Here is a 21,788-nt window from a genome sequence, read left to right as displayed (position 1 = left end):
CGACACGCCCGACCTCGGGTGCAGAGAGGGACCAAGTAAACAGGGCTCGTCGCCCACGCGGCGGGCACGTAAAGGGAAGAAGCAGCCGGCGTATGCCAACGATCCAGCAGCTGGTCCGCAAGGGCCGGCAGGACAAGGTCGCCAAGCAGAAGACCGCGGCGCTCAAGGGCAGCCCGCAGCGGCGCGGTGTGTGCACCCGCGTCTACACGACCACGCCCAAGAAGCCGAACTCGGCGCTGCGCAAGGTCGCCCGCGTGAAGCTCACGAGCGGTATCGAGGTCACGGCTTACATCCCCGGTGAGGGCCACAACCTGCAGGAGCACTCGATGGTGCTCGTGCGCGGCGGTCGTGTGAAGGACCTCCCCGGTGTCCGCTACAAGATCATCCGCGGTTCGCTCGACACGCAGGGCGTGAAGAACCGCAAGCAGGCTCGCAGCCGGTACGGCGCGAAGAAGGAGAAGAGCTGATGCCCCGCAAGGGACCGGCCCCGAAGCGGCCGCTGATCTCCGACCCGGTCTACAGCTCTCCGCTGGTGACCCAGCTCATCAACAAGGTGCTGGTCGACGGCAAGCGCTCCGTGGCCGAGCGGATCGTGTACGGCGCCCTCGAAGGCGCCCGCGACAAGACGGGCACCGACCCGGTCGTCACGCTCAAGCGCGCTCTGGACAACGTCAAGCCCGCCCTCGAGGTGAAGTCCCGCCGCGTCGGTGGCGCCACCTACCAGGTGCCGGTCGAGGTGAAGCCGGGCCGCTCGACCACGCTCGCGCTGCGCTGGCTGATCACCTTCTCCCGGCAGCGCCGTGAGAAGACCATGATCGAGCGCCTGATGAACGAGCTGCTCGACGCGAGCAACGGCCTGGGCGCGAGCGTCAAGCGCCGCGAGGACACGCACAAGATGGCCGAGTCGAACAAGGCCTTCGCCCACTACCGCTGGTGACGTGCCGCCCGGCGGGGCCGCCCCGAGCAGCCCCGCCGAGCGCCTCCCGGCCCTAGTGAGCCTGCTACCAGCTAGCTCAAGACAGGGGAAGACACCCGTGGCACAGGACGTGCTCACCGACCTGGCCAAGGTCCGCAACATCGGGATCATGGCCCACATCGACGCGGGCAAGACCACGACGACCGAGCGGATCCTGTTCTACACCGGGATCAGCTACAAGATCGGCGAGGTCCACGACGGCGCCGCGGTGATGGACTGGATGGAGCAGGAGCAGGAGCGCGGCATCACGATCACGTCGGCCGCGACGACCTGCTTCTGGAAGAACCACCAGATCAACATCATCGACACGCCGGGCCACGTCGACTTCACCGTCGAGGTGGAGCGCAACCTCCGCGTCCTCGACGGTGCCGTTGCCGTGTTCGACGGCAAGGAAGGCGTCGAGCCCCAGTCCGAGCAGGTCTGGCGCCAGGCGACCAAGTACGACGTCCCGCGCATCTGCTTCGTCAACAAGATGGACAAGCTCGGCGCGGACTTCTACTTCACCGTCCGCACGATCCAGGAGCGCCTCGGCGCGAAGCCGCTGCCGATCCAGCTCCCGATCGGGTCGGAGAGCGACTTCATCGGCGTCGTCGACCTGGTCGAGATGCGCGCGCTGACCTGGCGCGGCGAGGTCCAGAAGGGCGAGGACTACACGGTCGAGGAGATCCCGGCCGACCTCGCCGAGAAGGCCGCCGAGTACCGCGAGCAGCTGATCGAGGCCGTCGCCGAGACCGACGACGACCTGATGGAGTCCTACCTCGCGGGCGAGGAACTGACCGTCGAGCAGATCAAGACGGGCATCCGCGCGATCGTCAAGAACCGCGCCGGGTACCCGGTGCTGTGCGGCTCGGCGTTCAAGAACAAGGGCGTCCAGCCCATGCTCGACGCGGTGATCGACTACCTGCCGGCTCCGCTGGACCTCCCGCCGGTCGAGGGCACGCTGCAGGACGGCGAGACGCCGGCCTTCCGCGCGCCGAAGACCGACGAGCCGTTCGCCGCGCTCGCGTTCAAGATCGCCGCGCACCCGTTCTTCGGCAAGCTCACCTACATCCGGGTCTACTCGGGCAAGGTGGCCTCCGGCACCCAGGTCATCAACTCGACCAAGGACCGCAAGGAGCGCATCGGGAAGATCTTCCAGATGCACGCCAACAAGGAGAACCCGGTCGAAGAGGCCATGGCGGGCCACATCTACGCCGTCATCGGCCTGAAGGACACCACCACCGGTGAGACGCTCTGCGACCCGCAGGCGCCCATCGTGCTGGAGTCGATGACCTTCCCCGAGCCGGTCATCCAGGTGGCGATCGAGCCGAAGACGAAGGCCGACCAGGAGAAGCTGGGCACCGCGATCCAGAAGCTGGCCGAGGAGGACCCGACGTTCCGGGTCAACCTGGACCAGGAGACCGGCCAGACGATCATCGCCGGCATGGGCGAGCTCCACCTGGACATCCTGGTGGACCGCATGCGCCGCGAGTTCAAGGTCGAGGCCAACATCGGCAAGCCGCAGGTGGCGTACCGGGAGACGATCCGCCGCAAGGTGGAGAAGTACTCCTACACCCACAAGAAGCAGACCGGTGGTTCCGGCCAGTTCGCGAAGGTCCTCATCGACCTGGAGCCGCTGGAGAAGACCGAGGACGGCGCTCTCTACGAGTTCGTCAACGCGGTCACCGGTGGCCGCATCCCCCGGGAGTACATCCCGTCGGTGGACGCGGGCGCCCAGGACGCGATGCAGTACGGCGTGCTGGCGGGTTACCCGCTGGTGGGCGTCAAGCTGACGCTGGTCGACGGCGCCTACCACGAGGTCGACTCGTCGGAGATGGCGTTCAAGATCGCGGGCTCCATGGCGCTCAAGGAAGCCGCTCGCCAGGCGAGCCCGGCGATCCTCGAGCCGTTGATGGCGGTCGAGGTCACCACGCCCGAGGACTACATGGGCGACGTGATCGGCGACTTGAACTCCCGCCGTGGCCAGATCCAGGCCATGGAGGAGCGCAGTGGCGCCCGTGTCGTCAAGGCACTGGTCCCGCTGTCGGAGATGTTCGGGTATGTCGGCGACCTGCGGTCCAGGACCCAGGGTCGCGCGAACTACTCGATGACCTTTGACTCCTACGCCGAGGTTCCCGCGAACGTCGCGAAGGAGATCATCGCGAAGGCTACGGGCGAGTAACCCCAACCGGAGCACCGCAGCACCACGCGGGCTCTCCGGGGGGATGCCCCGGGGTCCGCACAACCGACCCTGACGTGACGCCCGGCGGGCGGCAATCCGCCCGCCGGGCTAAGCAATAGAAGTCCAGGAGGACAATCCAGTGGCGAAGGCGAAGTTCGAGCGGACGAAGCCGCACGTCAACATCGGCACCATCGGTCACATCGACCACGGCAAGACGACGCTGACCGCGGCGATCTCCAAGGTCCTGCACGACAAGTACCCGGACCTGAACCCCTTCACGCCGTTCGACCAGATCGACAAGGCGCCGGAGGAGAAGCAGCGCGGCATCACCATCTCGATCGCCCACATCGAGTACCAGACCGACAAGCGCCACTACGCGCACGTCGACTGCCCCGGTCACGCCGACTACATCAAGAACATGATCACCGGTGCGGCGCAGATGGACGGCGCCATCCTGGTGGTCGCGGCGACCGACGGCCCGATGCCGCAGACCAAGGAGCACGTGCTCCTGGCCCGCCAGGTCGGTGTGCCCTACATCGTGGTGGCCCTGAACAAGGCCGACATGGTGGACGACGAGGAGATCCTGGAGCTCGTCGAGCTCGAGGTCCGCGAGCTGCTCTCCGAGTACGAGTTCCCCGGTGACGACCTGCCGGTCGTCCGCGTCTCCGCGCTGAAGGCGCTGGAGGGCGACGCCGAGTGGGGCGAGAAGCTCATCGGTCTGATGGACGCCGTGGACGAGAACATCCCGGAGCCCGAGCGCGAGGTCGACCGGCCGTTCCTGATGCCGGTCGAGGACGTGTTCACCATCACCGGTCGTGGCACCGTGGTGACCGGCCGCATCGAGCGCGGCATCATCAAGGTCAACGAAGAGGTCGAGATCGTCGGCATCAAGGAGACCTCGAAGAAGACGACGGTCACCTCGATCGAGATGTTCAAGAAGTTCCTCGACGAGGGCCGCGCGGGCGACAACGCCGCGCTGCTGCTGCGCGGCATCAAGCGCGAGGAGGTGGAGCGCGGCATGGTGATCGTGAAGCCGGGCACCACCACCCCGCACACCGAGTTCGAGGCGCAGGTCTACATCCTGTCGAAGGACGAGGGTGGCCGCCACACGCCGTTCTTCAACAACTACCGCCCGCAGTTCTACTTCCGCACCACGGACGTGACCGGCGTCGTGACCCTCCCCGAGGGCACCGAGATGGTCATGCCGGGCGACACCACGTCGATGACCGTGAAGCTGATCCAGCCGATCGCCATGGACGAGGGCCTGCGGTTCGCCATCCGCGAGGGTGGCCGCACCGTCGGCGCGGGCTCGGTCACCAAGATCATCAAGTGACCTGGCTCTAATTCTCACCCCCCGATTTGGTCTGCGCACCCGCGTGTGCGACCATTGACGGGTTGCTCGTCGGGGCGGCCGGTTCGAGTCTGGACTCGGCCGCCCCGTCACGAGTGGGGTTTGATCGAGCAAGACAATCCCACAGGTTTCATCAGTGGGACCGGTCTGTGCGTTGGGGCGCGACACGCCCGACCGCGTGGACCGGGCACCGTGACACCGCTCGGTGTCAATCCTGAATAGGGGGCGGAGCGCGCCGGAGGTCCCGTGACCTCGTGCAAGGTGCCCGCACCGCAGCGGTACTAGAAGCAGAGGAACGGCAAGCCATCATGGCGGGACAGAAGATCCGCATCCGGCTCAAGGCCTACGACCACGAGGCGATCGACGCGTCCGCGCGCAAGATCGTCGAGACCGTGACGCGCACCGGCGCTCGGGTCGTCGGGCCTGTGCCGCTGCCCACTGAGAAGAACGTTTACTGCGTCATCCGCTCGCCGCACAAGTACAAGGACTCGCGCGAGCACTTCGAGATGCGCACGCACAAGCGTCTGATCGACATCCTCGACCCGACGCCGAAGACGGTGGACGCGCTCATGCGCATCGACCTGCCGGCGAGCGTCGACGTCAACATCCAGTAAGCGTTGGACGCGGCAGTGTTGATCCCATTTGGGGCGGAGAGTAACGAGACCCATGTCTGACAGGCAGGTTAAGGGCCTCCTGGGCACCAAGCTCGGCATGACTCAGGTCTTCGACGAGAACAACCGGATCGTTCCGGTCACCGTCGTCAAGGCCGAGCCGAACGTGGTCACCCAGGTTCGGACCCAGGAAATCGACGGCTACTCGGCCGTGCAGTTGGCCTTCGGCGCGATCGACCCGCGCAAGGTCAACAAGCCCGTCGCGGGCCACTACGCCAAGGCGGGCGTCACGCCCCGCCGCCACCTGGCGGAGCTGCGCACCACGGATGCGGCCGAGTACACGGTCGGCCAGGAAATCACCGCCGAGGTCTTCGAGGCCGGCGTGGTGGTCGACGTGGTCGGCACCAGCAAGGGCAAGGGCACCGCGGGTGTCATGAAGCGCCACGGGTTCAAGGGCCTCGGCGCCAGCCACGGCACGCAGCGCAAGCACCGCTCGCCGGGTTCCATCGGCGGCTGCGCCACGCCCGGCCGCGTGTTCAAGGGCCTGCGGATGGCGGGCCGGATGGGCAACGTGCGGGTGACCACCCAGAACCTCAAGGTGCACCGCGTGGACGCCGAGTCCGGCCTCCTGCTCATCAAGGGCGCCGTGCCCGGTCCCAAGGGCGGCACCGTGTTCATCAAGACCGCTGCGAAGGGTGGTGCCTGATCATGACTTCCGTTGAGATCCGCACCCCGGCGGGCAAGGCCGACGGCTCCGTCGAGCTGCCCGCCGCGATCTTCGACGCGCAGGCGAACGTGGCCCTGCTGCACCAGGTGGTCGTGGCCCAGTTGGCCGCGGCTCGCCAGGGCACGCACGCCACGAAGACCCGCGGCGAAGTCCGCGGTGGTGGCAAGAAGCCGTACCGGCAGAAGGGCACCGGCCGCGCCCGTCAGGGCTCGACCCGCGCGCCGCAGTTCGCCGGTGGTGGCGTCGTCCACGGCCCGCAGCCGCGTGACTACAGCCAGCGCACCCCCAAGAAGATGAAGGCCGCTGCCCTGCGTGGCGCCCTCTCCGACCGGGCGCGCGCCGAGCAGGTGCACGTGGTGACGAGCTTCGTCGAGGGCGACACGCCGTCGACCAAGGCCGCCCGCAAGGTGCTGGAGTCGGTGACCGAGGCCCGCCGCGTGCTGGCCGTGCTGCTGCGCACCGACGAGGTTTCGTGGGTCAGCCTGCGCAACCTGCCGCACGTGCACATCATCGCGCCGGACCAGCTCAACACCTACGACGTGCTGGTCAACGACGACGTGGTGTTCACCAAGGACGCGCTCGACGTGTTCCTGGCGAGCAAGGCCCAGCACGGGCAGGGCTCCGCCGAGGCGACCGCGACGTCCACCGAGGGTGACGAGGAGGCCGCGAAGTGATCCCCGACCACCGGGACATCCTGCTCGCGCCGGTCATCTCCGAGAAGTCCTACGGGCTGCTCGAGGAGAACAAGTACACCTTCGTGGTGGCTCCCGGCTCGAACAAGACCCAGATCAAGATTGCCGTGGAGAAGGTCTTCGGCGTCAAGGTCGTCAGCGTCAACACGCTCAACCGCCAGGGCAAGCGCAAGCGGACCCGGACCGGTTATGGCAAGCGCAAGGACACCAAGCGCGCCATCGTGACGCTGTCCGCCGAGAGCAAGCCGATCGAGATCTTCGGCGGCCCGGCCGCCTGATGACGACGAGGACTGCGTAGAGATGGGCATTCGCAAGTACAAGCCGACGACCCCCGGTCGTCGCGGTGCGAGCGTCTCCGACTTCGCCGAGATCACTCGGACGACGCCGGAGAAGTCGCTGATCCGCCCGCTGCACGGCCGCGGTGGCCGCAACGCGTCGGGCAAGATCACGACGCGGCACAAGGGCGGCGGCCACAAGCGGGCGTACCGCCTCATCGACTTCCGCCGCACCGACAAGGACGGCGTGCCGGCCAAGGTCGCTCACATCGAGTACGACCCCAACCGCACCGCGCGCATCGCGCTGCTGCACTACCTCGACGGCGAGAAGCGCTACATCATCGCCCCGTCGAAGCTGCAGCAGGGCGACATGGTGGAGAACGGCCCGAAGGCTGACATCAAGCCGGGCAACAACCTGCCGCTGCGCAACATCCCGGTCGGCACCGTGATCCACGCGATCGAGCTCCGCCCCGGCGGCGGCGCGAAGATCGCCCGGTCCGCGGGCGCGAGCGTGCAGCTCGTCGCCAAGGACGGCCCCTACGCCCAGCTGCGGATGCCCTCGGGCGAGATCCGCAACGTGGACGTCCGGTGCCGCGCCACGGTCGGCGAGGTCGGCAACGCCGAGCACCAGAACATCAACTGGGGCAAGGCCGGCCGCATGCGCTGGAAGGGCCGCAAGCCCACGGTGCGTGGTGTCGCGATGAACCCGGTCGACCACCCCCACGGTGGTGGTGAGGGCAAGACCTCCGGTGGTCGCCACCCGGTGAACCCGGCGGGCAAGCCCGAGGGTCGCACCCGCCGCCGCAACAAGCCAAGCGACAAGCTCATCGTCCGGCGTCGTCGCACCGGTAAGAAGCGCTGAGCAGGGAGGGAGTGAAGGATGCCTCGCAGCCTTAAGAAGGGCCCCTTCGTGGACGACCACCTGCTCAAGAAGGTGGACGCCCTCAACGAATCGGGCAAGAAGACCGTCATCAAGACCTGGTCCCGCCGGTCGACGATCATCCCCGACATGTTGGGCCACACGATCGCGGTGCACGACGGCCGCAAGCACGTGCCGGTGTTCGTCTCGGAGGCGATGGTCGGGCACAAGCTCGGCGAGTTCGCCCCGACCCGCACGTTCAAGGGCCACATCAAGGACGACCGGAAGTCGCGCCGTCGCTAGGCGACGAACTAGAGGAAGAGCAAGGGGAAGCAGCGATGAACGCCCGTAACGAAGCCGAAGCGCCGGAGTTCCCGCGCGCCGTGGCTCGGGCTCGCTACGTCCGTGACACGCCCATGAAGGTGCGTCGCGTCGTCGAGCTCATCAGGGGTCGTAGCGCCAGCGAGGCCCTGGCCGTGCTCCAGTTCGCGCCGCAGGCGGCATCTGAGCCGGTCCGCAAGGTGCTGCAGAGCGCCGTGGCCAACGCCGAGAACAACCTGTCCCTCGACCCCGACACCCTGTGGGTGTCGAAGGTCTACGTGGACGAGGGCCCGACCCTCAAGCGGTTCCGCCCGCGCGCCCAGGGCCGCGCCTACCGGATCCGCAAGCGGACGAGCCACATCACCGTCGAGGTGGAGAGCCGTCCGAAGAAGACCAGCGCGAAGGCCGGCGCTGACAGGAAGGGGGCTCGGTAGTGGGCCAGAAAATCAACCCGCACGGCTTCCGACTTGGTATCACCACGGACTGGAAGTCCCGCTGGTACGCCGACAAGCAGTACGCGGAGTACGTGGCGGAGGACGTCAAGATCCGCAAGCTGCTCTCCAAGGGCATGGAGCGGGCCGGCATCTCCAAGGTGGAGATCGAGCGCACCCGTGACCGGGTCCGCGTCGACATCCACACCGCCCGGCCGGGCATCGTCATCGGCCGCCGCGGCGCCGAGGCCGACCGCATCCGCGGTGAGCTGGAGAAGCTCACCAAGAAGCAGGTGCAGCTCAACATCCTCGAGGTGAAGAGCCCGGAGTCGGACGCCCAGCTGGTCGCGCAGGGCGTGGCCGAGCAGCTGTCCAACCGCGTGGCGTTCCGCCGCGCGATGCGCAAGGCCATCCAGTCGGCCATGCGCTCCCCCCAGGTGAAGGGCATCCGCGTGCAGTGCGGCGGCCGTCTCGGCGGCGCCGAGATGTCCCGCTCCGAGCACTACCGCGATGGCCGGGTTCCGCTGCACACGCTGCGTGCCGACATCGACTACGGCTTCTTCGAGGCCCGCACCACGTTCGGCCGGATCGGCGTGAAGGTGTGGATCTACAAGGGCGACATCGTCGGTGGCATCAGCGCCAAGCGCGAGCGTGACGCCGCTCCGGCGGCCGACCGCGCACCGCGCCGCGACCGCGCCGACCGCCCGAACCGGGCGCGTCGTTCCGGCGCCAGCGGCACCACCGCGACGAGCACCGAGGCCGGCCGGGCCGCTGCGGGCGACCAGGCCGCCGCGCCGACCGAAGAGAAGACGGAGGGCTGAGTCGTGCTCATCCCGCGCAGGGTTAAGCACCGCAAGCAGCACCACCCCGGACGGTCCGGTGCTGCCAAGGGCGGCACGAGGGTCACCTTCGGCGAGTACGGCATCCAGGCTCTGGAGCCCGCCTACGTGACCAACCGGCAGATCGAGTCGGCTCGTATCGCGATCACCCGGCACATCCGCCGTGGTGGCAAGGTCTGGATCAACATCTTCCCGGACCGCCCGCTGACCAAGAAGCCCGCCGAGACCCGCATGGGTTCCGGCAAGGGCTCGCCGGAGTGGTGGGTGGCCAACATCAAGCCGGGTCGGGTGCTCTTCGAGATGAGCTTCCCGAACGAGGCTGTGGCCCGCGAGGCGCTGCGTCGCGCGATCCACAAGCTCCCGATGAAGTGCCGCATCGTTACGCGTGAGGGTGGTGAGTTCTGATGGCAGCGGGTACCACCGCTTCCGAGCTGCGTGAGCTCACCGAGGAAGAGCTCGTGCTGCGCCTGAGGGAGGCGAAGGAGGAGCTGTTCAACCTCCGCTTCCAGATGGCCACCGGGCAGCTCGACAACAACCGCCGCCTGCGCACGGTCCGGCACGAGATCGCCCGGATCTACACCGTGATGCGGGAACGGGAGCTGGGCCTCTCGGCCTCTCCCGACGCGGTTTCCACTGGTGAGGGTGCGGCATGAGCGAGAACAACGAAGTGACTACCGAGGTTCGCAACGACCGCAAGGTCCGCGAGGGCTACGTCGTGTCCGACAAGATGGACAAGACGATCGTGGTGGCGGTCGAGGACCGCAAGAAGCACCGCCGGTACTCGAAGGTCATGCGCTCCACCACCAAGGTGAAGGCGCACGACGAGCAGAACACCGCCGGCGTCGGCGACCGCGTCCTGCTGATGGAGACGCGGCCGCTGTCGGCCACGAAGCGCTGGCGCCTCGTGCAGGTCCTCGAGAAGGCCAAGTAGCCAGTCGTACGACCGAGCCCGTCAGGTCGGAAATCTGGCGGGCCAGGAATGGTCAAGGAGCAGGTAAGTGATCCAACAGGAGTCGCGGCTGCGCGTCGCCGACAACACCGGTGCGAAGGAAATCCTCTGCATCCGTGTTCTCGGTGGCTCGGGCCGCCGCTACGCGGGCATCGGGGACATCATCGTCGCGACGGTGAAGCAGGCCATCCCGGGTGCCGGCGTCAAGAAGGGCGACGTCGTCAAGGCGGTCATCGTCCGGACCGTGAAGGAGAAGCGTCGTCCCGACGGCTCCTACATCCGGTTCGACGAGAACGCCGCGGTGCTCATCAAGAACGACAACGAGCCGCGGGGCACCCGCATCTTCGGCCCGGTCGGTCGGGAGCTGCGCGACAAGAAGTTCATGAAGATCATCTCGTTGGCGCCGGAGGTGCTCTGACCATGAAGGTGAAGAAGGGCGACACGGTCGTCGTAATCGCCGGCAAGGACAAGGGCGCTCGCGGCAAGGTCATCCAGGCCTACCCCGCTGAGAGCCGGGTCCTGGTCGAGGGCGTCAACCGCATCAAGAAGCACACCCGGATCTCGCAGACCGAGCGCGGCGCGCAGTCGGGCGGCATCGTGACGCAGGAGGCCTCCATCCACGTGTCCAACGTGATGGTGGTCGACGCGGACGGGAAGCCGACCCGTGTGGGCTACCGGACGAACGACGAGGGCAAGCGGGTCCGCATTTCCCGTCGTAACGGGAAGGACATCTGATGACCACCGTTGAGAAGACGCTGCCGCGGCTGAAGGTCCGCTACCGCGAGGAGATCGTCGCCTCGCTGCGCGAGCAGTTCGAGTACGCCAACGTCATGCAGATCCCGGGCGTGGTGAAGGTCGTCGTCAACATGGGTGTCGGCGACGCCGCCCGCGACGGCAAGCTGATCGAGGGCGCCGTCAAGGACCTGTCGATCATCACGGGCCAGCGGCCCGAGGTCCGCCGGGCCCGCAAGTCCATCGCGCAGTTCAAGCTGCGCGAGGGCATGCCGATCGGCGCGCGCGTCACGCTGCGCGGCGACCGCATGTGGGAGTTCCTGGACCGCCTGCTGACGATCGCGCTGCCGCGTATCCGCGACTTCCGCGGTCTGTCGGGCAAGCAGTTCGACGGCAACGGGAACTACACGTTCGGCCTCAACGAGCAGTCGATGTTCCACGAGATCGACCCGGACGCCATCGACCGCCCCCGCGGTATGGACATCACCGTGGTGACGACCGCGACCAACGACGAAGAGGGCCGGGCGCTGCTGAAGCTCCTGGGCTTCCCGTTCAAGGAGAACTGATCATGGCCAAGAAGGCGCTGATCAACAAGGCCGCGGCCAAGCCGAAGTTCAAGGTGCGGGGTTACACCCGCTGCCAGCGTTGCGGTCGCCCGCACTCGGTGTTCCGCAAGTTCGGCCTGTGCCGGATCTGCCTCCGCGAGATGGCGCACCGGGGCGAGCTGCCCGGTGTGAACAAGTCCAGCTGGTAAGTCCGGCTCGGCGGCAGGTTTTTCTAGTCTCATCACTTCGCTGTAGGCCCGTCCACGACCAGCCGGTGGCAACGCCGGCTCGGACCCTGGCTGGGGAACCGCAGCGAGAAAGGTTGACCAGGTCACCATGACGATGACCGACCCGATCGCAGACATGTTGACGCGTCTGCGGAACGCGAACTCGGCTTACCACGACAAGGTCGTGATGCCGCACTCGAAGTTGAAGGCCAACATCGCCGAGATCCTCAAGCGCGAGGGTTACATCGCGAGCTACCGCGATGAGCAGGGCGACGTGGCCAAGAACCTGGTTATCGAGCTGAAGTACGGCCCGAACCGGGAGCGCAGCATCGCCGGCCTCCGCCGCGTGTCGAAGCCGGGCCTGCGCGTGTACGCGAAGTCGACCAACCTGCCGAAGGTGCTGGGCGGTCTGGGCGTCGCGATCATTTCGACCTCTGGCGGTCTGATGACCGACCGCCAGGCCAACAAGTCGGGCGTGGGCGGAGAAGTCCTCGCCTACGTCTGGTGAGGAAGGGGGACTAGGCAATGTCGCGCATCGGAAAACTGCCGATCACCGTCCCCTCCGGGGTCGACGTGAACATCGATGGCCAGGCTGTGAGCGTGAAGGGGCCCAAGGGCACCTTGTCGCTCAACATCGCTGAGCCGATCATCATCGAGAAGGCCGACGACGGCACTCTCGAGGTGAAGCGCCCGAACGACGAGCGTCGCAGCCGTTCGCTGCACGGCCTGTCGCGCACCCTGGTGCAGAACATGGTCGTCGGCGTGACCCAGGGCTACGAGAAGAAGATGGAAATCCACGGCGTCGGTTACCGCGTGGCGCTGAAGGGTTCCGACCTGGAGTTCGCGCTGGGCTACAGCCACCCGGTGAAGGTGGAGGCCCCCGAGGGCATCACCTTCGCGGTGGAGACCCCGACCCGGTTCTCCGTGGCCGGCATCGACAAGCAGCTCGTGGGCGAGGTCGCCGCCAACATCCGCAAGCTCCGCAAGCCCGACCCGTACAAGGGCAAGGGCGTGCGGTACGCGGGCGAGAAGATCCGCCGCAAGGTCGGAAAGACGGGTAAGTGACATGAGCGAGACTGCAACGAAGCGCAAGCCGGTGGGCAAGGACATCTCGACCACTCGCCGCATCGCCAAGACGCGCCGTCACTTCCGCCTCCGCAAGAAGGTCAGCGGCACGGCGGAGCGCCCGCGCCTGGTCGTGCACCGTTCGTCGAAGCACATCACCGTGCAGATCATCGACGACCTCGCCGGCCGCACCCTTGCGGCGGCGTCCTCCGTCGAGGCGGACGTCCGGTCGATCGACGGCGACAAGAAGGCCCGTGCGGCGAAGGTCGGCCAGCTGGCCGCCGCCCGTGCCAAGGACGCCGGGATCAGCAAGGTGGTCTTCGACCGCGGCGGCAACGCCTACCACGGTCGGATCGCCGCTCTGGCCGATGCCGCTCGCGAGGCTGGGCTGGAGTTCTGACAATGCACATGAACCGAATTGAGAGGGACGCCTGATGCCAGGACGCACGCGTCGCGAAGGCGGCGGGGGCGAGCGCGGAGAGCGCCGCGACCGCCGTGACGGTGGCCGCGGCGGAGCGGCCCAGGAGAAGACCCCGCACCTGGAGCGCGTGGTTGCGATCAACCGCGTCTCCAAGGTCGTGAAGGGTGGTCGTCGCTTCAGCTTCACCGCGCTGGTCGTGGTCGGCGACGGTGACGGCATGGTCGGTGTCGGCTACGGCAAGGCCAAGGAAGTTCCGGCGGCGATCGCCAAGGGTGTCGAGGAGGCGAAGAAGAACTTCTTCCGCGTCCCCCGCATCGCGGGCACGATCCCTCACCCGATCCAGGGCGAGAAGGCGGCCGGTGTCGTGCTGCTCCGTCCGGCCTCGGCCGGTACCGGTGTCATCGCCGGTGGCGCGGTCCGCGCGGTGCTGGAGTGCGCCGGCGTCCACGACGTGCTGAGCAAGTCGCTGGGCTCCGACAACGCCATCAACATCGTGCACGCCACCGTGGCGGCCCTGAAGGGCCTCCAGCGTCCCGAGGAGGTGGCCGCCCGTCGCGGTCTGCCCCTGGAGGACGTGGCTCCCGCCGGCATGCTCCGTGCCCGCGCAGGGGCGGTGTGACCATGGCTGAGCTCAAGGTGACGCAGGTCAAGAGCAGCATCGGTACCAAGCGCAACCACCGCGAGTCCCTCCGGACCCTCGGTCTGCGCAAGATCCGCCAGTCGGTGGTCCGCGAGGACACGCCGCAGGTGCGCGGTTTGATCCACACCGTGCGCCACCTGGTGGTCGTCGAGGAGGTCCAGTCGTGACCATCAAGATCCATGACCTGCGTCCGGCCCCCGGCGCCAAGACCGCGAAGACCCGTGTCGGTCGCGGTGAGGGCTCCAAGGGCAAGACCGCCGGTCGCGGCACGAAGGGCACCGGAGCGCGGAAGAACGTCTCCCCGCGCTTCGAGGGTGGCCAGATGCCGCTGCACATGCGCCTGCCGAAGCTGAAGGGCTTCCGCAACCCGTTCCGCACCGAGTACCAGGTCGTGAACGTGGGCGACATCGCCCGGGTGTTCCCGGACGGCGGTCGGGTGGACGTGGACGCTCTCATCCACGCGGGCCTGGTGCGCAAGAACGAGCTCGTGAAGGTCCTCGGCAACGGTGACCTGGACGGCGTCAAGCTCGACGTCGTGGCGAACAAGTTCTCCGGCAGCGCGGTCGAGAAGATCGCCGCCGCCGGTGGCACCACCACCGTGCTCTGACGCACGAAGCACTGCCGAACGGCCCCGGAGCCTCCCGCTCCGGGGCCGTTCGCGTGCACGGGTTCTTGACGGTTGCCGGCCGCCGCGGGGGGTGTTCCGCCGAGCGGGGGCACCCTCGCGACGCTGATGAGACGGTGTTCGCGCAGGGCGTAAAACCGGTTGGCGGCGGGGTTAGCGTGCACCCATGTGGCTCGCCGTCTTCTTCGGCGCCTCGGTGCTGGTCGCACTGACCCCGGGCGCCAACAACCTCCTGGGCATGCACCACGGGGTCCACCACGGGCCGTTGCGGGCCGTGGTGGCGCTCCTGGGGCGTCTTGCGGCCTTCTCCCTGATGGTCGGCGCGGTCGTCGCGGGGCTCGGTCCCGTCCTGGCCGCCGGCCACACCGCGCTGACCGTGATCAAGTGGGCCGGCGTCGCCTACCTCGTCTACCTGGCCGTGCGCATCCTGACGACCAAGGAAACCGGTGAGGGCCAGGTCCGGAACGGCACCCCGCTGCGCAAGGAGTTCCTGGTGGCGATCACCAACCCCAAGGCGCTGCTGATCTTCACGGCGTTCGTGCCCCAGTTCGTCGACCCCGCGCGCGGCCCGATCCCGGTGCAGCTGGCGACCCTCGGCGCGGTCTACCTGGCCGCGGAGGCGTTGGCGGGCACGGCGTACGTGGCGCTGGGGGCGGGTATCCGCAAGGCGGGACTGACCAGGCGTGCCAAGGCCCGATTGGACAAGGGCACGGCGGCGGTCCTGCTCGGCATGGCCGGAGTGCTGGCGACCAGCCGAACTTGATCCATTCGGGGGCTTGCCGGCGACCGTGGTCGATCGGGTACGAAGTGTGAGGGAAGACTGACTACGGCGATCGGCCAAGCGACTGTTAAAGTCGCGGGCTGAACCCGGATGCCCTCCGGGTCGGTCGCGGCTACCCGTCGCTTCCGCCACCGTCGGCGATGGTCGACGGCATGTCCGCAAGACTGTGCCGGCAACACAGCCGGCACCGCAGGATGCCGACCCCAGTGGGGCGGCAACGCTGATGGAGGTTCGCGTGCTCGGCGCATTCCGCTCGGCTCTCGCGACGCCGGACCTACGCAAGAAGATCCTCTTCACACTCGGGATCGTCGTGGTGTACCGGTTGGGCGCCACCATGCCCGCGCCGGGCGTCTCCTTCAAGAACGTCAAACAGTGTGTCGAGTCGGTCGACCAGCAGGGGATCTACTCCCTGATCAACCTGTTCAGCGGTGGCGCGCTGCTGAACTTGTCGATCTTCGCGCTCGGCATCATGCCGTACATCACGGCGAGCATCATCATCCAGCTGCTCACCGTGGTGATTCCGCGGTTCGAGCAGCTGAAGAAGGAAGGGCAGGCGGGTCAGGGCAAGCTGACCCAGTACACCCGCTACCTGACCATCGCGCTGGCGGTCCTGCAGTCCACGGGCATCATCGCCCTGGCCGTGCGCGGGCAGCTGTTCCAGAACTGCGAAGTGCCCGTCATCCCCGATGACAGCATCTTCAACCTGGTCGTCCTCGTGGTCGTGATGACCGCCGGCACCAGCGTGATCATGTGGCTCGGCGAGATCATCACCGAGAAGGGGATCGGCAACGGCATGTCGCTGCTGATCTTCACCGGCATCGCGGCGCGCATCCCGATCGAGGGCAAGATCATCCTCGACCGCGGTGGCCTGACGTTCTTCCTGGTCTGCGTCGCGGCTCTGCTGATCATCGCGAGCGTCATCTACGTGGAGCAGGCGCAGCGCCGCATCCCGGTCCAGTACGCGAAGCGGATGATCGGCCGCCGGATGTACGGCGGCACGTCGACCTACCTGCCGCTGAAGGTGAACCAGGCCGGTGTCATCCCGGTCATCTTCGCCTCGTCGCTGCTGTACCTGCCCGACCTGATCTCGCGCCTGACCGCGTCCACCGACGGGGCGGCGCCGAACTGGTGGGAGAGCTTCGTCGCGACGCACCTGGTGAGCCAGTCCAGCCCGGTGCACATCGCGCTCTACTTCCTGCTGATCGTCTTCTTCACGTACTTCTACGTCGGCATCACGTTCAACCCGGACGAGCGCGCGGACGAGATGAAGAAGTTCGGTGGGTTCATCCCGGGCATCCGGCCGGGCCGCCCCACCGCCGAGTACCTCCGCTTCGTGTTGGGGCGGATCACGCTGCCGGGCTCGCTCTACCTGGGCATCGTCGCCATCCTGCCGAACCTGTTCCTCGACCTCACCGGTCAGGGCCAGAACCAGAACTTCCCGTTCGGCGGCACGGCGGTGCTGATCATGGTCGGTGTCGGTCTCGACACCGTGAAGCAGATCGAGAGCCAGCTCATGCAGCGCAACTACGAAGGGTTCCTCCGCTAGTGCGACTCGTTCTCGTCGGCCCGCCCGGTGCGGGCAAGGGCACCCAGGCCAAAACGCTCAGCCGCGAGCTCGGCGTGCCGCACATCTCCACCGGGGACCTGTTCCGCGCCCACATCAGCGAGCAGACCGATCTGGGCAAGGAAGTCCAGGAGTACCTGGACGCGGGCGAGTTGGTGCCGGACGAGGTGACCAACGAGATGGTGCGCGTCCGGCTCTCGCAGCCGGACGCCGCCGGCGGCTTCCTGCTCGACGGCTTCCCGCGCAACACCGCCCAGGCCGGTGTGCTGGGCGGGATGCTGGCGGCCGAGGGCCAGAAGCTCGACGCGGTGCTGGAGTTCCGGATCGACGAGGACGTCGTGGTCGAGCGCCTGCTCGCCCGGGGTCGCACGGACGACAAGGAAGACGTGATCCGGCACCGCCAGCAGGTGTACCGGACGGAGACCGCGCCGCTGCTCGACTACTACGCCGACATCGTCGTCAGCATCGACGCCGTCGGCGAGGTCGACGAGATCAGCGAGCGCGCTCTCCGCGCGCTGCGCGACCTGAAGTGAGCGGTGGACTTGTCGATGCGCTGCGTCGGGTCGTCCCCGGTCGGGACCGCATGATCGAGATCAAGAGCCGCGGCCAGCTCGAAGCCATGAGGGCTGCCGGGCTGGTCGTGGCGCGCACGTTGGCGCTGCTGGCGTCGCACGCGAAGGCCGGCGTCAGCACGGGCGAGCTGGACGAGCTGGCCGAGCAGAGCATCCGCGACGCGGGCGCCATCCCGTCGTTCAAGGGCTACCACGGGTTCCCCGCGTCGATCTGCGCGTCGGTGAACGAGCAGGTGGTCCACGGCATCCCCAGCCGGACGCAGGTGCTCGCCGAGGGCGACCTGATCTCGATCGACTGCGGCGCCATCCTGGACGGCTGGCACGGCGACTCGGCGATCACCCTGCCGGTCGGCGAGGTGACGAACGCGGAGCTGAAGCTGTCCGAGGCGACCCGCGCGTCGATGTTGGCCGGCATCGAGGCCGCGGTGGCCGGCGGGCGGCTCGGCGACATCTCGTTCGCGATCGAGTCGGCCACCATCCTGGCCGGCGAGGAGCACGGGGTCGAGTACGGCATCGTGGAGGGCTACGGCGGCCACGGCATCGGCACGAAGATGCACATGGACCCGTTCCTGCCGAACCACGGCAAGCCCGGCAAGGGGCCACGCCTCAAGGTGGGCATGGCGATCGCGATCGAGCCGATGCTGACGCTCGGCACCGAGCGGACGGTCGAGCTGGACGACGGCTGGACCGTCATCACCGCGGACGGCTCGAGGGCCGCGCACTGGGAGCACTCGGTGGCCATCACCGACGACGGGCCCTGGGTGCTGACGGCTCTGGACGACTGACTCCGGCCGGATAGCCGACCGACCTCTGTAGAACCGCGTCCTGCGCCGGTGGCCCTTACTCGGGCCACCGGCGTTTGGCGTTCGAGGGCCCGGGGCTCGAGAGGTCCGAGGGCTTCGCGGGCGTAAGAGCAGAAGCTCTTAAGAGCTTGAAAAGCTGCCGCCTGACCGCGAAGCCCCGTCATCCTGCTGATCTGCCCGTCCGGCGAGGACGTGCTTTCGAGCTTTGAGGCTTTGAAACTTTGGAGGTACCCCGCCCCGGCACCGCCAGTCCGGCGCATCTACCGTTCGGCGGCAGGCAAACGGGGGCTAGCCCCCTGTTCCGACCCCGGCCTCCCCGTCACGATTGACGGGTGACCCAGCCTGTGCGGCCCGAGGACATGCGGGCCTCCGACGCCGAACGCGAACTGGTCCAGCAGTGGCTGCACCGCGCGCACGCCGACGGCAGCCTCGACCTCGCCGAGTTCGACGCCCGCGTGGTGCGCACCTGGGAGGCCAAGACCAGGGGCGAACTGGCCGCCCTCACCATCGACCTGCCGAACGTGGGGCACGCGTCCACCCGGCCACCGACCTCGGTCGTGCCGCCACCGCTGCTGCCCACACCGTTGCTGCCGACACCCAAACCGGTGAAGGCGGGAGGTGGGCGCAAGGCGTTGAAGGTGCTCGGCACGATCTGGCTGAGCGTCAGCGTGCTGAACTTCGCCCTCTGGCTGCTCGTCAGCCTCCTCGGTAGCGAAGGCCTGGTGCACCCGTGGTTCCTCTGGGTCGCCGTACCGCCGGGAGCCGTGCTCGGGGTCCTCTGGTGGGCCACGGACCCTAAACGGTAACGTCGTTACGATTGTGTGCGGGCAGGACCGGGAGGTGGCGACGTGAACGAGTCCTTCGAGTCCACCGGGACCTTCCGGGCCGCGGACAAGGACCGCGCCGCCGTCGTCGAGGAGCTGTCCCGCGCCCACGCCGAGGGCAGGCTGACGCCGGTCGAGTTCGACGAGCGCACCCGTGCCGCCTACCAGGCCCGCACGTACGCCGAGCTCGGCCCGCTCACCGCGGACCTGCCGCGTGACGCCCTCCACGTGCCACCACCACCGCGGGTGCGAAGCCGGACGGGCGCGGCGGCTAAGGTCATGTCCGGCGCCTGGTTCGCCGCGAGCTCCGTCAACTTCCTCATCTGGGGCGTCATCAGCCTCTCCCTGGGCGAGGCCCTTCACCCCTGGTGGATCTGGGTCGCGGGACCGTGGGGCCTGGTCCTGCTGGCCGGTCACCTGGCCCGATTTGGGCGTTCGGGCTGACCCGCGTACTATGGACGGGTGGCGCACACGTCGCGCCGGTTCCGCCATGCCCGGGGATCTCTTCCCCGAGGGTGGCCAGGGTTCGCAAGGGCCTGGAGGAGTCGGGGTGCCGCGTGCCCGCACTCCAGAAGTAACACCCACCGTCACGAAACGCGGAGGACATGGGCAAGAAGGACGGGGCCATTGAGGTCGAGGGCCGCGTAGTCGAGCCGCTCCCCAACGCGATGTTCCGCGTCGAGTTGGAGAACGGTCACAAGGTCCTGGCACACATCAGCGGCAAGATGCGTCAGCACTACATCCGCATCCTCCCTGAGGACCGGGTTGTCGTGGAGCTCTCGCCCTACGACCTGTCCCGCGGGCGCATCGTCTACCGCTACAAGTGACCTCCGACGCGCCCCAGCACGGGCGCGTCGGCTGACGCAGGAGAAGCTCAGGCGTGAAGGTCCAGCCGAGCGTCAAGAAGATCTGCGACAAGTGCAAGGTGATCCGCCGTCACGGTCGGGTCATGGTGATCTGCGAGAACCTGCGCCACAAGCAGCGCCAGGGCTGAGCGGAGCACGACCAGCACGAGTCGAGTCTTCACCGGACGCGACCACGAGTAAGCCTCCTCGCACCTGCCGCGCAGCGAGCACCACGCGCGGCACACCCCCGGACTCCAGGCCGGGGCCGGGACACCGGTCGCGAGAGCGACCGGAACTGACACAGCGAGTCAGTCCCGGGATCGGGCGAGGAGCAGACCTGGAGCGACACCACTGTTAGGAGCAAGCGCCGTATGGCACGACTCGCTGGCGTCGACCTCCCCCGCGAAAAGCGGTTGGAGATCGCGCTCACCTACATCTTCGGCATCGGTCGGACGCGCTCGAAGGAGCTGCTGACCGCCACCGAGATCTCCCCGGACATCCGGGTGAAGGACCTCGGTGACGACGACCTGGCGAAGCTGCGGGACTACATCGAGAACAACTTCAAGGTCGAGGGTGACCTCCGCCGCGAGGTTCAGGCCGACATCCGCCGGAAGATGGAAATCGGCTGCTACGAGGGGCTGCGCCACCGTCGCAACCTGCCCGTCCGCGGGCAGCGCACCAAGACGAACGCGCGCACTCGTAAGGGTCCGAAGAAGACCGTCGCCGGCAAGAAGAAGGCCGGAAAGAAGTAAGACCTCGCGTCTCTAGCAAGTAGGAGTTCACCCAGACATGCCACCCAAGTCCCGCACGGGCGCCGGGGTCAAGAAGGTCCGGCGCAAGGAAAAGAAGAACGTCTCGCACGGCCAGGCGCACATCAAGAGCACGTTCAACAACACCATCGTGTCCATCACGGACCCGATGGGCAACGTGATCAGCTGGGCGTCCGCCGGCCACGTCGGCTTCAAGGGCTCCCGCAAGTCCACGCCGTTCGCCGCGCAGATGGCCGCCGAGAACGCCGCCCGCAAGGCCGCCGAGCACGGCATGCGCAAGGTGGACGTGTTCGTGAAGGGCCCCGGCTCCGGCCGGGAGACCGCGATCCGTTCGCTGCAGGCCGCCGGCCTCGAGGTCGGCACCATCCAGGACGTGACCCCGCAGCCCCACAACGGCTGCCGCCCGCCCAAGCGGCGCCGGGTCTGAGGCACGGGGAGGAGTAAGACAACATGGCTCGCTATACCGGACCGGCCACTCGCATCTCGCGCCGTCTCAAGGTCGACCTCGTCGGCGGGGACCAGGCGTTCGAGCGTCGTCCTTACCCGCCCGGCCAGCACGGCCGCGGTCGGATCAAGGAGTCCGAGTACCTGCTGCAGTTGCAGGAGAAGCAGAAGGCCCGCTACACGTACGGCGTCCTGGAGAAGCAGTTCCGGCGCTACTACGAGGAAGCGGTTCGTCGCCCCGGCAAGACCGGTGAGAACCTGCTGCAGATCCTGGAGTCCCGGCTCGACAACGTGGTGTACCGCGCGGGTCTCGCGCGCACCCGTCGTCAGGCCCGCCAGCTGGTCAGCCACGGTCACTTCATCGTGAACGGCCAGAAGGTCAACATCCCGAGCTTCCGGGTGTCGAAGTTCGACATCATCGACGTGAAGCCGAAGTCGCTGCCCACGCTGCCCTTCGAGGCCGCGCGTGCTTCCTTCGGCGACCGGCCGATCCCGGCGTGGCTCCAGGTCGTGCAGAGCAACCTGCGCATCCTGGTCCACCAGCTGCCGGAGCGGGCGCAGATCGACACGCCCGTCACCGAGCAGCTCATCGTCGAGCTCTACTCGAAGTGATCCTCCTGGAGGGGCCGTCCGCGGCCCCTCCAGTCGGGTCCCGCGGCGGCACGGAATGGTGTGCCGCATGCGTTTGCCGGTCTCCGCGACCGGCTTCCACGACGTCAAATAGCGGGCGTCGGGGTT

Annotated in this window: 36 protein-coding genes; all 36 read left to right on the top strand. The window is 67.8% G+C overall.

All coding sequences use genetic code 11. The annotated features are described in order from the left end of the window. Positions 1–92: 92 nt before the first annotated feature. The 36 genes from rpsL (at position 93) to rpsD (ending at position 21,662) form a co-directional block, all read left to right on the top strand. Entirely contained in the window at positions 93–467 is a 375-nt protein-coding gene (gene rpsL / locus AB0H12_RS16555) for a 30S ribosomal protein S12 (protein WP_030473471.1), read from the top strand. Continuing rightward, positions 467–937: a 30S ribosomal protein S7 gene (gene rpsG, locus AB0H12_RS16550; protein WP_053715239.1), complete on the top strand. Its 471-nt coding sequence runs from the start codon at positions 467–469 to the stop codon at positions 935–937. The genes rpsL and rpsG overlap by 1 nt, the downstream gene beginning before the upstream one ends. Positions 938–1,034: 97 nt before the next feature. Beyond that, a complete protein-coding gene (gene fusA, locus AB0H12_RS16545; RefSeq protein ID WP_499623692.1) occupies positions 1,035–3,137 on the top strand; it encodes an elongation factor G in 2,103 nt (700 codons plus the stop codon). Between the two features lie 139 nt (positions 3,138–3,276). Then, entirely contained in the window at positions 3,277–4,470 is a 1,194-nt protein-coding gene (tuf, locus tag AB0H12_RS16540) for an elongation factor Tu (RefSeq protein ID WP_230566484.1), read from the top strand. A gap of 326 nt (positions 4,471–4,796) precedes the next feature. After that, entirely contained in the window at positions 4,797–5,102 is a 306-nt protein-coding gene (gene rpsJ, locus AB0H12_RS16535; RefSeq protein WP_003938093.1) for a 30S ribosomal protein S10, read from the top strand. 52 nt (positions 5,103–5,154) lie between these two features. Continuing rightward, positions 5,155–5,805 (top strand): 50S ribosomal protein L3, encoded by a 651-nt coding sequence (gene rplC, locus AB0H12_RS16530; protein WP_230566485.1) that lies wholly within the window; start codon positions 5,155–5,157, stop codon positions 5,803–5,805. Positions 5,806–5,807: 2 nt separating this feature from the next. Continuing rightward, positions 5,808–6,500 (top strand): 50S ribosomal protein L4, encoded by a 693-nt coding sequence (rplD, locus tag AB0H12_RS16525; RefSeq protein WP_230566486.1) that lies wholly within the window; start codon positions 5,808–5,810, stop codon positions 6,498–6,500. Beyond that, positions 6,497–6,796 carry a 50S ribosomal protein L23 gene (gene rplW / locus AB0H12_RS16520; protein ID WP_053715234.1) on the top strand — a complete coding sequence of 100 codons (300 nt, stop codon included), beginning with the start codon at positions 6,497–6,499 and terminating at the stop codon, positions 6,794–6,796. Before rplD ends, rplW begins: the two co-directional genes overlap by 4 nt. A gap of 22 nt (positions 6,797–6,818) precedes the next feature. Beyond that, positions 6,819–7,655 carry a 50S ribosomal protein L2 gene (rplB, locus tag AB0H12_RS16515; protein ID WP_053715233.1) on the top strand — a complete coding sequence of 279 codons (837 nt, stop codon included), beginning with the start codon at positions 6,819–6,821 and terminating at the stop codon, positions 7,653–7,655. A gap of 18 nt (positions 7,656–7,673) precedes the next feature. Next, complete coding sequence (rpsS, locus tag AB0H12_RS16510; protein ID WP_033384221.1) at positions 7,674–7,955, top strand: 30S ribosomal protein S19; 282 nt, start codon at positions 7,674–7,676, stop codon at positions 7,953–7,955. Positions 7,956–7,990: 35 nt separating this feature from the next. After that, a complete protein-coding gene (gene rplV, locus AB0H12_RS16505) occupies positions 7,991–8,407 on the top strand; it encodes a 50S ribosomal protein L22 (protein WP_053715232.1) in 417 nt (138 codons plus the stop codon). Beyond that, positions 8,407–9,225 (top strand): 30S ribosomal protein S3, encoded by an 819-nt coding sequence (gene rpsC, locus AB0H12_RS16500; RefSeq protein ID WP_053715231.1) that lies wholly within the window; start codon positions 8,407–8,409, stop codon positions 9,223–9,225. The genes rplV and rpsC overlap by 1 nt, the downstream gene beginning before the upstream one ends. A 3-nt stretch (positions 9,226–9,228) precedes the next feature. Then, positions 9,229–9,648: a 50S ribosomal protein L16 gene (gene rplP, locus AB0H12_RS16495; protein ID WP_053715230.1), complete on the top strand. Its 420-nt coding sequence runs from the start codon at positions 9,229–9,231 to the stop codon at positions 9,646–9,648. Further along, a complete protein-coding gene (gene rpmC, locus AB0H12_RS16490; protein ID WP_033428581.1) occupies positions 9,648–9,896 on the top strand; it encodes a 50S ribosomal protein L29 in 249 nt (82 codons plus the stop codon). Before rplP ends, rpmC begins: the two co-directional genes overlap by 1 nt. Further along, positions 9,893–10,174 carry a 30S ribosomal protein S17 gene (rpsQ, locus tag AB0H12_RS16485; protein ID WP_230566487.1) on the top strand — a complete coding sequence of 94 codons (282 nt, stop codon included), beginning with the start codon at positions 9,893–9,895 and terminating at the stop codon, positions 10,172–10,174. Before rpmC ends, rpsQ begins: the two co-directional genes overlap by 4 nt. 67 nt (positions 10,175–10,241) lie before the next feature. After that, on the top strand, positions 10,242–10,610 hold the full coding sequence (gene rplN / locus AB0H12_RS16480; protein ID WP_033436721.1) for a 50S ribosomal protein L14: 369 nt from the start codon (positions 10,242–10,244) through the stop codon (positions 10,608–10,610). 2 nt (positions 10,611–10,612) lie between these two features. Further along, positions 10,613–10,927 carry a 50S ribosomal protein L24 gene (gene rplX, locus AB0H12_RS16475; RefSeq protein WP_499623691.1) on the top strand — a complete coding sequence of 105 codons (315 nt, stop codon included), beginning with the start codon at positions 10,613–10,615 and terminating at the stop codon, positions 10,925–10,927. Next, positions 10,927–11,490 (top strand): 50S ribosomal protein L5, encoded by a 564-nt coding sequence (rplE, locus tag AB0H12_RS16470; RefSeq protein WP_123745278.1) that lies wholly within the window; start codon positions 10,927–10,929, stop codon positions 11,488–11,490. Before rplX ends, rplE begins: the two co-directional genes overlap by 1 nt. A 2-nt stretch (positions 11,491–11,492) precedes the next feature. Next, entirely contained in the window at positions 11,493–11,678 is a 186-nt protein-coding gene (locus AB0H12_RS16465) for a type Z 30S ribosomal protein S14 (RefSeq protein WP_033436724.1), read from the top strand. A 127-nt stretch (positions 11,679–11,805) separates the two neighbouring features. Next, positions 11,806–12,204, top strand: a complete 399-nt coding sequence (rpsH, locus tag AB0H12_RS16460) for a 30S ribosomal protein S8 (protein ID WP_033428586.1) — start codon at positions 11,806–11,808, stop codon at positions 12,202–12,204. 17 nt (positions 12,205–12,221) lie between these two features. Further along, positions 12,222–12,761 (top strand): 50S ribosomal protein L6, encoded by a 540-nt coding sequence (rplF, locus tag AB0H12_RS16455; protein ID WP_053715225.1) that lies wholly within the window; start codon positions 12,222–12,224, stop codon positions 12,759–12,761. Between the two features lies 1 nt (position 12,762). Further along, positions 12,763–13,161, top strand: a complete 399-nt coding sequence (gene rplR / locus AB0H12_RS16450) for a 50S ribosomal protein L18 (RefSeq protein ID WP_499623690.1) — start codon at positions 12,763–12,765, stop codon at positions 13,159–13,161. Between the two features lie 34 nt (positions 13,162–13,195). Continuing rightward, complete coding sequence (gene rpsE, locus AB0H12_RS16445) at positions 13,196–13,801, top strand: 30S ribosomal protein S5 (RefSeq protein ID WP_037329520.1); 606 nt, start codon at positions 13,196–13,198, stop codon at positions 13,799–13,801. Positions 13,802–13,803: 2 nt separating this feature from the next. Continuing rightward, positions 13,804–13,989, top strand: a complete 186-nt coding sequence (gene rpmD / locus AB0H12_RS16440) for a 50S ribosomal protein L30 (protein WP_053715223.1) — start codon at positions 13,804–13,806, stop codon at positions 13,987–13,989. Continuing rightward, positions 13,986–14,429 (top strand): 50S ribosomal protein L15, encoded by a 444-nt coding sequence (gene rplO, locus AB0H12_RS16435; protein WP_230566490.1) that lies wholly within the window; start codon positions 13,986–13,988, stop codon positions 14,427–14,429. The genes rpmD and rplO overlap by 4 nt, the downstream gene beginning before the upstream one ends. Positions 14,430–14,613: 184 nt before the next feature. Next, positions 14,614–15,210 carry a LysE family translocator gene (locus tag AB0H12_RS16430; protein ID WP_499623689.1) on the top strand — a complete coding sequence of 199 codons (597 nt, stop codon included), beginning with the start codon at positions 14,614–14,616 and terminating at the stop codon, positions 15,208–15,210. Between the two features lie 253 nt (positions 15,211–15,463). Beyond that, positions 15,464–16,774: a preprotein translocase subunit SecY gene (secY, locus tag AB0H12_RS16425; protein ID WP_230566492.1), complete on the top strand. Its 1,311-nt coding sequence runs from the start codon at positions 15,464–15,466 to the stop codon at positions 16,772–16,774. Continuing rightward, on the top strand, positions 16,774–17,325 hold the full coding sequence (locus AB0H12_RS16420) for an adenylate kinase (protein WP_230566493.1): 552 nt from the start codon (positions 16,774–16,776) through the stop codon (positions 17,323–17,325). The genes secY and AB0H12_RS16420 overlap by 1 nt, the downstream gene beginning before the upstream one ends. 50 nt (positions 17,326–17,375) lie before the next feature. Then, a complete protein-coding gene (gene map / locus AB0H12_RS16415) occupies positions 17,376–18,149 on the top strand; it encodes a type I methionyl aminopeptidase (protein WP_499623687.1) in 774 nt (257 codons plus the stop codon). A gap of 350 nt (positions 18,150–18,499) precedes the next feature. Further along, the gene (locus AB0H12_RS16410; protein ID WP_499623686.1) at positions 18,500–18,973 is read left to right on the top strand and encodes a DUF1707 SHOCT-like domain-containing protein; all 474 of its coding nucleotides are present in this window, start codon (positions 18,500–18,502) and stop codon (positions 18,971–18,973) included. A gap of 42 nt (positions 18,974–19,015) precedes the next feature. After that, positions 19,016–19,435 carry a DUF1707 SHOCT-like domain-containing protein gene (locus AB0H12_RS16405; RefSeq protein ID WP_499623685.1) on the top strand — a complete coding sequence of 140 codons (420 nt, stop codon included), beginning with the start codon at positions 19,016–19,018 and terminating at the stop codon, positions 19,433–19,435. A gap of 161 nt (positions 19,436–19,596) precedes the next feature. Then, positions 19,597–19,818 carry a translation initiation factor IF-1 gene (gene infA / locus AB0H12_RS16400; RefSeq protein WP_005166804.1) on the top strand — a complete coding sequence of 74 codons (222 nt, stop codon included), beginning with the start codon at positions 19,597–19,599 and terminating at the stop codon, positions 19,816–19,818. Positions 19,819–19,871: 53 nt separating this feature from the next. Continuing rightward, the gene (rpmJ, locus tag AB0H12_RS16395; protein WP_010148647.1) at positions 19,872–19,985 is read left to right on the top strand and encodes a 50S ribosomal protein L36; all 114 of its coding nucleotides are present in this window, start codon (positions 19,872–19,874) and stop codon (positions 19,983–19,985) included. Between the two features lie 222 nt (positions 19,986–20,207). After that, positions 20,208–20,588, top strand: coding sequence for a 30S ribosomal protein S13 (gene rpsM / locus AB0H12_RS16390; RefSeq protein ID WP_073885904.1), 381 nt, complete (start codon positions 20,208–20,210; stop codon positions 20,586–20,588). Positions 20,589–20,625: 37 nt separating this feature from the next. Beyond that, positions 20,626–21,033, top strand: coding sequence for a 30S ribosomal protein S11 (rpsK, locus tag AB0H12_RS16385; protein WP_033436732.1), 408 nt, complete (start codon positions 20,626–20,628; stop codon positions 21,031–21,033). Between the two features lie 23 nt (positions 21,034–21,056). Continuing rightward, positions 21,057–21,662, top strand: coding sequence for a 30S ribosomal protein S4 (gene rpsD / locus AB0H12_RS16380; protein WP_053718426.1), 606 nt, complete (start codon positions 21,057–21,059; stop codon positions 21,660–21,662). Positions 21,663–21,788: the final 126 nt, after the last annotated feature.

Origin of the sequence: Actinosynnema sp. NPDC023794 (assembly GCF_040639675.1) — a bacterium.
GTDB classification, from domain to species: Bacteria; Actinomycetota; Actinomycetes; order Mycobacteriales; family Pseudonocardiaceae; genus Actinosynnema; species Actinosynnema luteola.
This window is presented reverse-complemented; position numbering and strand designations above follow the sequence as displayed.